The 11,502-nt window shown below is 56.5% G+C and carries 12 protein-coding genes; 8 read left to right on the forward strand and 4 right to left on the reverse strand.

The window, feature by feature from the left end; translation table 11 throughout:
* The 3 genes from JQ575_RS42545 to JQ575_RS42555 form a co-directional block, all read left to right on the forward strand.
* On the forward strand, nt 1–1,112 hold a 1,112-nt coding region (locus JQ575_RS42545; protein ID WP_212039110.1), incomplete at its 5' end, for a site-specific DNA-methyltransferase.
* Nucleotides 1,113–1,157: 45 nt separating this feature from the next.
* Nucleotides 1,158–1,598: a DUF5681 domain-containing protein gene (locus JQ575_RS42550; protein ID WP_212039111.1), complete on the forward strand. Its 441-nt coding sequence runs from the start codon at nt 1,158–1,160 to the stop codon at nt 1,596–1,598.
* 269 nt (nt 1,599–1,867) lie between these two features.
* Complete coding sequence (locus JQ575_RS42555; protein ID WP_212039112.1) at nt 1,868–2,578, forward strand: Crp/Fnr family transcriptional regulator; 711 nt, start codon at nt 1,868–1,870, stop codon at nt 2,576–2,578.
* 337 nt (nt 2,579–2,915) lie between these two features.
* Here JQ575_RS42555 and JQ575_RS42560 read toward each other — a convergent pair whose 3' ends face one another.
* The 3 genes from JQ575_RS42560 to JQ575_RS42570 form a co-directional block, all read right to left on the reverse strand.
* Nucleotides 2,916–3,134: a hypothetical protein gene (locus JQ575_RS42560; RefSeq protein WP_212039113.1), complete on the reverse strand. Its 219-nt coding sequence runs from the start codon at nt 3,132–3,134 to the stop codon at nt 2,916–2,918.
* Entirely contained in the window at nt 3,131–3,301 is a 171-nt protein-coding gene (locus JQ575_RS42565) for a hypothetical protein (RefSeq protein ID WP_212039114.1), read from the reverse strand. The genes JQ575_RS42560 and JQ575_RS42565 overlap by 4 nt, the downstream gene beginning before the upstream one ends.
* Before the next feature lie 940 nt (nt 3,302–4,241).
* Nucleotides 4,242–4,424 carry a hypothetical protein gene (locus JQ575_RS42570; protein WP_212039115.1) on the reverse strand — a complete coding sequence of 61 codons (183 nt, stop codon included), beginning with the start codon at nt 4,422–4,424 and terminating at the stop codon, nt 4,242–4,244.
* Between the two features lie 509 nt (nt 4,425–4,933).
* On the opposite strand from JQ575_RS42570, the gene JQ575_RS42575 reads away from it, so the two are divergent.
* The 3 genes from JQ575_RS42575 (at nt 4,934) to JQ575_RS45980 (ending at nt 6,997) form a co-directional block, all read left to right on the forward strand.
* Complete coding sequence (locus tag JQ575_RS42575) at nt 4,934–5,893, forward strand: ABC transporter substrate-binding protein (protein WP_212039116.1); 960 nt, start codon at nt 4,934–4,936, stop codon at nt 5,891–5,893.
* Nucleotides 5,894–6,029: 136 nt separating this feature from the next.
* Entirely contained in the window at nt 6,030–6,704 is a 675-nt protein-coding gene (locus tag JQ575_RS45975) for an ABC transporter substrate-binding protein (RefSeq protein ID WP_212039117.1), read from the forward strand.
* The gene (locus tag JQ575_RS45980) at nt 6,644–6,997 is read left to right on the forward strand and encodes an ABC transporter substrate binding protein (protein ID WP_212039118.1); all 354 of its coding nucleotides are present in this window, start codon (nt 6,644–6,646) and stop codon (nt 6,995–6,997) included. The genes JQ575_RS45975 and JQ575_RS45980 overlap by 61 nt, the downstream gene beginning before the upstream one ends.
* 107 nt (nt 6,998–7,104) lie before the next feature.
* On the opposite strand, the gene JQ575_RS42590 is transcribed toward JQ575_RS45980, so the two are convergent.
* Nucleotides 7,105–7,893 carry a class I SAM-dependent methyltransferase gene (locus JQ575_RS42590; RefSeq protein WP_212039119.1) on the reverse strand — a complete coding sequence of 263 codons (789 nt, stop codon included), beginning with the start codon at nt 7,891–7,893 and terminating at the stop codon, nt 7,105–7,107.
* 1,163 nt (nt 7,894–9,056) lie between these two features.
* On the opposite strand from JQ575_RS42590, the gene JQ575_RS42595 reads away from it, so the two are divergent.
* Both JQ575_RS42595 and JQ575_RS42600 read left to right on the forward strand, forming a co-directional pair.
* On the forward strand, nt 9,057–9,797 hold the full coding sequence (locus tag JQ575_RS42595) for a methyltransferase domain-containing protein (RefSeq protein ID WP_212039120.1): 741 nt from the start codon (nt 9,057–9,059) through the stop codon (nt 9,795–9,797).
* Nucleotides 9,798–10,227: 430 nt separating this feature from the next.
* Nucleotides 10,228–11,220, forward strand: coding sequence for an ABC transporter substrate-binding protein (locus JQ575_RS42600; RefSeq protein WP_212039121.1), 993 nt, complete (start codon nt 10,228–10,230; stop codon nt 11,218–11,220).
* Nucleotides 11,221–11,502: the final 282 nt, after the last annotated feature.

Below are 11,502 nucleotides of genomic sequence, written 5' to 3' on the forward strand. Positions count from 1 at the left end.
ATCTTTCTGCGGCCCAGCTAAAGGCATTGCGCATTGCTGACAACAAGCTCGCGTTGAACGCTCACTGGGATGAGCGCTTGTTAGCCAAAAATTTCCTGGCGCTGAAGGATATCGATCTCGACTTTGATCTTTCAATTACGGGTTTCTGCCTTCCCGAGATCGACTTGGTTATTCAGGACTTCAATTCAATCGCTATGTCCGAGGCGGATGGACTACAAGATGCGATCACAGGGGTCGCCGTCTGCCGTGTTGGGGACCTCTGGAGCATCGGTAAACATCTGGTTTTCTGCGGCGACGCCACATCTGAAGTTTCGTTTGAACGTGTTATGCGCGGTGAACGAGCTAATGTTATATTCGTGGATCCCCCGTACAACATCAAGATCGATGGACCTGTTTCAGGTAAAGGTAAAACTCGGCATCGCGAGTTTGCTCAGGCTTCTGGTGAACTCAGCAGCTCGGAATTTACTGATTTCCTGCAGCGTGCGTGCACTCTGCTGGAGCGGCATAGCGTGGACGGCGCCATTCACTATATTTGTATGGGTTGGTATGGCGCGGCAGAATTACTTGCAGCCGGAAAACGAATCTACTCAGACCTAAAGAATATTTGCGTTTGGGCTAAAAACACCGCTGGTCTCGGATCGCTTTACCGCTCACAGCACGAATTCATTTTCGTTTTCAAGGCTGGTACCGCGCCTCACGTCAACAATGTTGCGCTCGGTAAACATGGCCGGCACCGTTCTAACGTCTGGAACTACGATAGCGCCAACACCCAAGCGCGCCGAGGCGATGATCTTTTGGCGCTGCATCCAACTGCCAAGCCAGTTCATCTAGTGATGGATGCAATCCTCGACTGTTCCAACCGCGGCGATATCGTACTGGATTCATTCCTGGGGAGCGGGACTGCCCTCTTAGCAGCGGAGCGTACCGGTCGTGTCTGCCGTGGCATCGAACTCGATCCACTTTACGTCGATACTGCAATACGGCGGTGGCAAAATCTGACTGGATTGTCGGCCCACCGCGTCTTGGACAACAAGGCGTTTCAACAACTGGAGCTCGAGGCGATTGAGGATCAAGACCTAACCAATTCAACTAACGACATTACGAACCTCTAGTTCAATAAGCCATCCCGTAGGGGACTTGGGATTGAAAGGACCGCCATGACTAAGAAAGAAGGAAAAGACTACGAGATCGGATACGGCCGCCCACCTCGGCGTAGCCAATTTTCGAAGGGCAAATCTGGAAACCCGAAGGGACGTCCCAAGGGCACGCGATCGTTGCTCGACCGCTTTGCGAAAGCTCTAGATGAGCGAGTGACAATCAACGAAAATGGATCTCGACGAACCATTCCAAAGTCCGAGGCGGTAATGAAACAACTTGTAAACAAGGCAGCGAGTGGCGACTTCAGATCGATTAAACTAATTTTCGAAATGGGGGGACCACTTAGCGAGCGCGGACGCCAAGCGGACTTGGAAGCGAAGTATCAACAGGATTCGGACGCCGGGGAGGAGCTGAATAGGAAATTGGATCTAATGCGTGAAAGATTGCTGGCGGGGCTGCCACTGTTTCCCGAGGACGATATGGAGGGTCCGGAGAAGTGACGCGGATTCGCGTAATGAGCGGTTATGGAACGGCTGCTTGTGGCGCAAAGCTGCCGTTCACGGGCATGTCCGCTCGTGGGGGTAGAACAGAAGTCGGATTTCGGGACCTTCTGGTCCGTTGATGACCCTCAACGGACGTCGCGATACGCCCGCCCCCGAGCGGGCTCCCTCTATCTTGTGACCGGTCCCATTTGGCTCCATTTTGCCGTTCTATTTGAAATGGAGGTGGCGTATAATCGCTGCGCCGCGCACCCTCCACAGGCCACGATATGGCAATAGAGCGCACCAGCAACTCATTTGACCCTCTGGAGTTTCTCGCCAAAGTTGGGGCGGGAAAAACGATATCGGTTTATCGCAAGGATCAGATTATCTTCTCTCAAGGAGAAGTCGCTGATACGATCTTTTTCCTTCAAAAGGGCGGCGTCAAAATTGTCGTGCTATCTGACCAAGGCAAAGAAGCGGTTGTCGGTATTTTAGAACCTGGCCAATTCTTCGGCGAAGGGTGTATGAATGGCCATTCGCTACGGATCGCGACGAGCACCGCGACGGAAGAAAGCCTGATCACCTCGATATCAAAGTCGGCAATGATTGCGGTCCTGCATGACGAACCGAAATTTTCGGAGCTATTTGTAGCTTATCTATTGACCCGAAACAGCCGGGTTGAAGACGATTTGATCGACCAACTATTTAATTCGAGTGAGAAACGACTTGCGCGGCTGCTGCTTCTGCTCGCGAGATTCGGAAAGGAGGGCAGCCCAACACCTATCAGCCCAAATATCAGTCAGGAAACCTTGGCCGAAATGATCGGCACGACGCGTTCTCGCGTAAGTTTCTTCATGAACAAATTCCGTAAGCTGGGCTTGATCAGTTACAACGGAAAAATAGAGGTTCACAATTCGTTGTTGGATGCGGTCCTGCGTGAAAAGCCCCAACTACAAAGGGATGGGGAAGCAGATACCCCTGAGAAACGGGGCGCGTGACCCTCCGCTACGCGGGCTCTTGCGTCATAGAACGACGCTGCATCAAGCACGAAGTTTCCTTTGAAGAACGACTGGCAGAACAGGCCCGAAGGTTTAGAGAGTAAGCCAAAACGCGGACGGCTTGAAAATGAAGGCGCACGACTCACCTCGTCGGCACTGTTAGGGTCTAATGCTCGTGCGGGAACGTGGCAATCTTTCGGGCGGCCCTGCCATAGCTCGACATCATGGACCGTCTGCAGCGGCGAGACGATTTGCGAGACAGTTTTGGTTCCATATTACAGTTCGTCGCGAACGAGTCGACATCAGCCGCACAGCGATGGCTCGCTAACGCGCCACGTCATATTCTCTCTGCGCAACCTTTTAGTATTGCTTCCTTGTAAACGTCCTTTAGCCCGGGATCGGCGAGAATAGCATCGCCTGCGTTGAAGGTTTTATCTTCAACCCACTCAGCAGCGGGCAGCGATTTAGACAAAGCCGCCTTGCTCGTTGCGTATGCCACGCGAGTAGACGATTTGCCATACGGAACTTTTTCGTAGAATCGACGAACCCGGTTCATTCATTCGATCCGTTCCGTTTTGCGGTGGCTGCATCCACCTCCTCGGCCAGCTTTTGCCACTCTTCGGCAATCTTGAGCCAATTCGCCTTGTCAGCTGGCGTGCGAGCTTGCAGGGATCGTAGGCGGCAGTCGTCAGCATTATGGCGGTACAGTTCGACGTCCGTCACTTCTTCACACTCACCGAGACAGATTCCTTCGCTGCCTTAAAGCGCTCTGAAGAGCTCGTTTTGACGGCCCATCGCCACAAATTTCCCTCACTGTAATTCCTGCGTTGCTCAGAGACCAAAGTGAGTTTCAATTTCTTTACCCTAGCTTGGACGCCCATGAATGATCGCTTCAGCTCTTTGCCGATCAAGCGCGCGTCCCTTCCGGCGTGGACGAGAGACCGCAATGTGTCGTCCTCTTCAGCCGTCCACCGGCGTGTCTTGTAGGGCGCCCTCTGAGTCGTCATTTACTCCAGCCGTCAACGGTCATGCCTGAATTTACAACCTGGGGGACTGTTTGAGCAAGTAGGTTGCGGACTATGCCGGGCGGTGATCCCCGTGTCGATGCGATCCACGTCGCCTGTTGGCACCTTTGAGACATGCCCGCCTATCCTGTGAATGTCCGTTCGCCGGGGTAGACCGGAAGTCGCCGTGGTCCGGTCAAACCGACGCGAATGACCCAATTGAGACATTAGTTCGCCGCCAGAACTGACATCGGCCCCTTCAAGTATGTTAGTCTGAGCCAGTACGATGCGTGGTATTCAGTGGGGATCCATCCATCAAAAGGGTCACGTCATGAGCAAACGTGAAAATGAAGCAAGCAAGCTCCGTCCATCGGATAGGCCCCTGAACGAATACGAGCAGGAGCAAAAAGCGCTGCGTCTTCGAGGGGCAGTTTGTCGAAATCGGGCTTGTAGCCGTTCTTCTCGTATGTCGACCTAGGTATCGGGATGGAAACGCCCGCCAGGGTTGATTGCTGGCAAGGAAGGGCATTTTCGAATGGTGCCCCTTGTGACAGGAATGTCCGTACGGCCGTCAGGATGCCGCAATGAAGAAGGATTGGGGCTTCTCCGCGCTCGTGGAGGTCGCCGGTAAACCGATCTTGTTCGACACGGCCACCAGATCAGTCGGCCGCAACATTGACTTCGCGAATCGCCAGATAAAGGCTGATCGTACCTACAATGACGGGAAGTAGTCCCGTGAGCACCCAGGCCCAAGACGAGCCAGCGCCGATCGCGCTAGCAGCAATGCAAAATCCAAAGGCAATGATACCTACCGAGATTGAGAGCGAGAATGCGTCATTCATGATGACCTTCAAAGACCTACGCATGATGCCAGCCTCTCAGTTAAGTTTCGGCATCAAAGCCAACGGAGGTAATTTAGCCCGGATGGCTTAATTCGCCCGTGAGAAGCTGGGTGACCTCCGGCAATTTAAGGAGGCCTGTTACATCGCAATCGACGCAGCTGAATTTGCGTCCTCCCGTCTTCAGGCGCACAAATCGCATAGGCATGCTGCACTTCGGGCACATCGGAGGCGGGGAATTCTTGGGCATGGGATCTCCCTTTCACCAAGGCGGGAGCTCAACACTCTCAGTCACCGACGAAGGCGAAAGCGCGAAACGGTGATAGATCACCCTGCGCCTTTTTACGGTCCAATAGCGAGTCAATTCCGTGCAATCGACACGGTATTCTGAAACTGCACGAATTTTCAGCTCTGGAGCCGCAACTTCCGAAGCGGACCTCGATCACTGAAAAGCTGTCTTTGACCCATTCCGGTGCTTGTGCAACGCTATCGTCGGCTAGACGGAGACGGACATGTGGCGGCGGAAGTTCATTGCCGGTCTGGCCGGTGCGGTAGCGTTTCCACTTGCCGTTTGCGCCCAAACGCCTAAGCGGGTCTACCGCCTCGGGCATCTGGCACATTCATCGGATTTCGAAGCCGCTACCCGCCAGATAATTTTGCCGGAACTTGCAAGGCTTGGCTTCGTCGAAGGCCGCAATCTCGTATTCGACGCGCGTGTTGGCGAGCCGGATGCGCTGCCAGACCTCATGCGCGAGTTGCTCGCCGCCCGACCGGACGCAATCGTCGCCATTGGTCCCGCAACAGCGCTCGCTGGCGCGGCCACACGCAACGTGCCGATTGTCGTTCTCGGTTCCGAACTGGTTGAGCTTGGTTTCGCCGCGAGTTACGCGCAGCCAAGAGGCAACGTCACGGGTGTCGTGATCCTGGGCCGCGAGCTTGACGCCAAGCGGTTGTCCCTCCTGCTAGAGGCGGTTCCTGACCGGCTGCGCGTTGCGGCGCTCATTCCGCAGGCGGGAAGAGAAGGGTTCGACGTTTCACTGCGGGAGGCAGCGGCAGGACTTGGTGTCGAGTTGCTTGTCTTTGCGGTTGCCACGCCGAGCGACTACGCGGCCGCATTCGAAGCGATGCGGGCGCAAGGCGCCCAGGCACTAATAATCGCCGCGGCAGCGCAATTTTTTCGGGATGGCAGGAAGCTGGCAGGTCTTGCACTCGAAGCCCGACTGCCAACAGTGTGCGAATGGGCGGAAATGGCGCACGCGGGGTGTCTGATCGGATATGGCCCCAACCGCGCAGCACTGCGCAAGCGCATGGCCGACCAAATTGCTCAGATATTTCGGGGCGTCGCGCCCGGTGATATTCCAATCGAGCGACCGACTGCATTTGAATTCGCCTTGAACCTTAGAATTGCCAAGTCCCTAGACCTCATCGTCCCTTCCGCGGTGCTGGCCCGCGCCGACGAGGTGATCGAATAACTGAGCAAACTGGTTAGTTGACCCAACCCGGACATTCGGTCGCAGGGTCATGCGCCGATGTGCCATTCTCACCCGCTGCTCGCGTCGCAAATGCTAAGGCTTTGAGTGTCGATAAGACGGCTTTTTCGGAGGATGAATGAAGCGACGCGAGTTCATTACGTTGGCTGGCGCGGCAGCAGCGACGTGGCCACTGGCGGCGCAAGCGCAACAGCCAGCGATCCCTGTCATTGGTGTGCTGAGCGCGGGTCATTCACCGGTCCCGGATATTGAGGCAGCCTTCGAGCGAGGTCTCGCGGAGAGGGGTTACGTCGTCGGAAGAAACGTCATGATAGAACATCGGTGGGCGCGAGGAAATTACGATAGGCTTCCCGAACTCGCACAAGAGCTCGTGCGCCTCAACCCGGCCTTGATCAGGGTGGGAGGCAATGTGGTCGCGCTCGCCGCGATGCGCGCTACTTCAACCATTCCCATCGTATTCACTATCGCGTCAGACCCGATTAAGATGGGGCTAGCAAAAAGCCTCGCTCACCCCGGAGGCAACGCCACCGGCATAGCTATGATGACGGCGACGCTCACCCTCAAACGGCTTGAACTAATCCGGGAGTTGCTCCCGCAAAACGCGACCGTAGGCTTCTTGGTAAACCCAGAAAATCAAGACTTGCTGCTGGAGATCGAAGACGTTGCCCGCTCGACCGGACAGTCCTTGGTAGTTGCTAAGGCGCGCAACGTTGATGACCTTGATCCGCATTTATGCAGCTTGTCGCCGCTCAAGTCAGCGCCGTACTCGTCAGCAACGATGCGTTATTTGTAAGCCTGCGCGTGCAACTCGTAACATTGGCGAACCGTCATTCGCTTCCGGCGACCTACGAATTCCGTGAGTTTCCGGCAATTGGCGGCCTGATGAGCTACGGACCGAGCCTTGCCAAAAATTCTCAAAAAGTCGGTACTTACGCGGCACTCATCTTAAAAGGTGCGCAGCCGAGTGACCTGCCTATTCAGCAACCTACAGCATTCGAATTGGTTATCAATGCGGCGACAGCGCGGTCTTTGGGTATCCAAATTCCCGCTTCTCTCCTCCTTCGCGCCGACGAGGTGATCGAATAGTTTTGCTGCGGCCCATGTCTGTTGCTGGCATCGTCCGTTCTTGAAGGCAAAGCCGACTTCCCGGTGGCCCACCCGGACGTCTCAGTTTGACCCAAGGCGGATGTTAGCTACTTGGGCCGGCTTCCCCTCACCGCGTGCGCGCGCGCACTACAGGTGATGCGACCATCGGCATCCGCCGGCAGGCGCGCACGCACCCGTGAGATGAGCGTCTCAACGTCTCCGGCTTCCATAGCTGCGACTGTGGGCCGAAGCGCAGGAGACTTGAGACTTGTCATCCAGAAATCGTCGAAATTTGCAAAAGTCCGATGCACCGTAATTACTCGCGTTTGCACGTCCTCTAGGCCTGCGCCGAGCCACAATTCTCGTAACGCTTCCATTCGAGACGCGTCCATCCGTGGTGGGCGCGTTGGCACAATGCCCATCGCCTGTATCTCAGAGTAGATTGGATCGAGCGGAAATCCGCCGCCCAACATGTCCCACATGTAGGTCACGACTGCACCGCCGGGGACAACTACTCGAACCATTTCGCTGACGCCCTTCGCGGGGTCCGGAAGGAACACAAGAACCAATGCCATCACAGCCGCATCGAAGCTGCTGTCGGCGAAAGGGAGGGCCATGGCATCGCCTTGGTGGAACGTTGCTAGGCGAGACGCAGGTCGTGTGCGTGCATAAGCGAGCTGTCCTTCGGAAGGATCAATGCCTTGGACCTCCACGGGTCTACATCGCTCGACCAATAGTTCAGTGAAGGCCCCGTTGCCGCAACCGATGTCGATCCACCGCAAACCCAAGGGAAGCGCCAACCAATCAAGGAATATCTCGCCAGCGAACCGGCTCCAAATTCCCATCATCTGCTCGTAGCCGGCACCATCGTCAAAGCGAATTTGCTGTTCTGCCATTTGATTTCCCACACCAATGACGATCCTTGGCAGATGCCATTTTTGCAGAAAAAACAGGATTCCGCTTTTGATTTTCGGAGTGTCCTAAATCGATTTTTGAGAACAAACGTCGGACGGTGCCCTCGGTCCTACCTATGTTTTCAGTGTGACCCACGTCACTGTGAGCCCGATCACCGCCCGGCATAGTCCGCCCATGTCAACCGGCGCACGACGCCGAACCAATGGAAGCGGGAAAATGGATAAGCAGATCACCGAGAGCCGTGACGAGCTGACTTTGGATGTTCGTAGTTGGCGGTGGCGAACCGAGACGCTCTAAACCCAATGCGGCACCGAAAGTGGGCCTAGAATACAGGATGGCCGTTCTCGAACAGCTCTTTGTTAGATGAATTTGATAGCGTTGCGGGCGGCCTCGTACATGAGACTACGCACACCAGTAATAATTCAGGAAGCAGTCCTTCCAGTCCGCCGTCGTTTATCAATCAAGCAAGGTTCGGGTGGAATTCGTATGTTAACCCCTGCGGCAAACCCTACTCGGGCTGCTTTTAGAACGCAGTGGTGAGGCCGCCTCAGTTGGCGGCCTCTTTCATTTGATCTGATGCGATCCCATATCTCCTGTTGGACCTTTCAGACATGCCTGCCATCCTGAGAATGTCCGTTCACCGAGGTAGACCAGAAGTCGCCGTGGTCCGGCCAAACCGACGCGAATGACCCGCAACGGACATTAATGGCCTTGACCCAGTGCGGCTCCATTGGGTTGTATTGCTCTCAGGTGCGATTGGTGGGCGTGCTGGCCATCGCTATGTGCTGCAACTCTGGCTCGGCCTCTACGGCAGTCCGTCCGAGTGGCCGTGGACTTACATGTCCCTCGCGATGCTGATGTTCCTTTGTCGTCGAGTGCGCCGGCCGTACCCTTGGCTTTGATGCTTAGTTGCGCGGCAAAGTCCCAGTCATGCGGGAGGGAAAGGGCCCGATCGGCTGGTTCCTGCATACTGCGGGGTATGATTTTCTAAGAGTTTCTGACGCGGCAGCTAAAGCGCAAGGCGAACAGATGGAGTTGCCTGGCACGTTTCAACCTCGTTGACATCACGGTGGGCCTACATCTTGAGCTCACAAGAACTGGACGACCGCGCCTAAACCGGCTGAGAAAGCTTGGCAGGCCCGTGATGGCGCTTGCCCGTGCAGCGACGCTACTTGTGGCGTTTGCCGCAACTCGCGCATACGCCGCTGACATTGGTTATCTGGCTTCCCCCGGAGTCGATGCAAACGAGTTTCCCTCACCTCAGCGCCCTGTTGCGCGGATTGTCAGCCCACGCCGCTCCGCCGAAGCGCGCCGCGACGCCCTGAATGAGGCTGGTCAAATCGCCCGTCTTCTTGAACTGAAGCCAGGCATGACGGTCGGCGACATTGGTGCAGGCAGTGGCTACCACACGGTCAGGCTCTCGCACCTCGTCGGGCCCGCCGGCTCTGTCGTCGCCCAGGACGTCAGGCGGGATTACCTCATCGAGCTCGCCAGGCGAACAGAACTCCTGAAGTTGACGAACGTCAAATTCGCGCTCGGCGAACCACACGACCCGCGCCTGCCCGCTTCCTCGCTGGATGCCGCAATCCTTGTGCACATGTATCACGAGATAGCCCAACCCTATGCCTTCCTCTACAATCTCACGCCCGCCTTGAAGCGGGGTGCGCGGGTCGGAATTGTCGACCTTGAGCTTCCGACGTCGGAGCATGGCACGCCAATTGAGCTCTTGCGTTGCGAACTGACCGCCGTCGGCTATCGCGCGGTCGCCACATATAAGCTCGCAGGGGGCGGCGGATACCTGGCGGTGTTCTCTCCGCCAGAGGGAGCGGGTCGAAAATCTCCCCGGGATATCGTTGCTTGTGGGGATCGTGCCGGCACGCGCTGACACCTGATGGACGCCGGCGTCCGTCCCAGAAGCCACGATTTAGGAATCCCCGATCGATTCAAGCTGACAACATCCCGCTCGGGACACCAGCGTCGGGGCCGCCGCGCGGCCGCAGGGACCATATCTTTTCATCCAAAATCGATCACGGGCCTCCGTAGTGGCGCTGAAAAGCGACGCAGCAGCAGAGAACTCCAAATATCAACTTTCGCGAAGGTTGTGCGATTTTCGACTTTTGCAACAATCGGCACATTTGAGACATGTCGACGCACGGTAACGACGTCTGTTTATAGGGGTAGAGCGGAAGTCGTCGGTACGCGGCCAAACCGACGCGAATGACCCGACTCGGACATTGGCCGACATGCGCTGGAAGGCACTCGCGCTTCCTTCCCGCGTGCTATAGTTTTGCCGATACGATGCCTGGGGTTGATGCATGAGACGGCGCGATGTCATCATTTATCTCGCTGGGGCGGCTGCCGCGTGGCCGCTGGCGGCGCGCGCGCAGCAGCAGCTGTCCAAACCTCGACGCATCGGCCTTCTTACCAGCAGCTCGCGTCCCGTTTCAATCGAGTCAAGCTACCACGCCGGGATCTTGCTGGGAATGCGGGAGCTCGGCTATGTCGAGGGTAAGGACTTCATCATCGAGTGGCGCTTCGCCGAAGGAAAGCTCGAACGCTTTGCCGATTTCGCGGCCGAGCTGGTACAACTGAATGTCGACGTGTTGGTGCCTGCGACACCGACGGCAATTCCTGCCGTACGGCAAGCGACCCGCACCATTCCCATCGTCATGGGCTTCTCGACCGATCCGGTCGGCAATGGCTTCATTGCAAGCCTCGCACATCCCGGCGGCAACATCACAGGCTTGGCGAGTTCCCAAGATGATGCAGCTCCGAAACAACTCGAGTTTCTTGGGATGGCGGTACCCAACCTATCGCGCCTCGGGCTTCTCGTGGATCGGCACAGCCCAAATTCTCCGGCAATCGTCAAGAATATTCAGGATGCGGCCCGAACTGCGGGTGTCGCAACCGTCCCGATGGAAGTCGATAACCTTTACCAAATAGAGAGCGCATTCCCTGCGCTGGCAAATGAGCGCGTCGGGGCCGTCGTTGTCGCGATTGGATCCGTCACCTTCCTTCACCGAGAGCGTATTGCGCAGCTTGCACTTGAGCATCGGCTGCCATCGATGTTCCCGCTGCGCGAGTTCGTGGCGGCCGGCGGGCTGATGAGCTATGGCGAAAGCCTGTTCGATTTTTACCGCCGCGCGGCATTTTACGTGGACAAGATTTTCAAGGGCGCGAAACCGGCCGACCTGCCGGTCGAGCAGCCCACACGCTTGTTGCTGGTGATTAACCGCAGAACCGCAGAAACAATCGGGATCACGATTCCGGTGCCGCTGCTCGTCCGAGCCGACGAGGTGATCGAATGAGGCCGATGTCGCCGGTTGGCACTTTTCGGACCTGACAAAACTGGCTGACAATGTCCCGTGTTGGGGGCAAAGCCGACCTCCCGGTTGAGCATCCGGACTTCTCAGTTAGTAGACGCCGTCCGCGATGGCGCACACTTTTTGTGACGTGCGGGATACGCAGTCAGTGCTGGGCCTGATCGCGGCAGCCTGACTTCCGGTATTGGCAGATTTTGTTGCAAAAGTCAGTTGAGACAGGCCGCGAAGCGTGATTCCGTTGTGATGACGCGATTCTCGGTGAGGTCG

Origin of the sequence: Bradyrhizobium sp. JYMT SZCCT0428 (assembly GCF_018131075.1) — a bacterium.
Classification (GTDB): domain Bacteria; phylum Pseudomonadota; class Alphaproteobacteria; order Rhizobiales; family Xanthobacteraceae; genus Bradyrhizobium.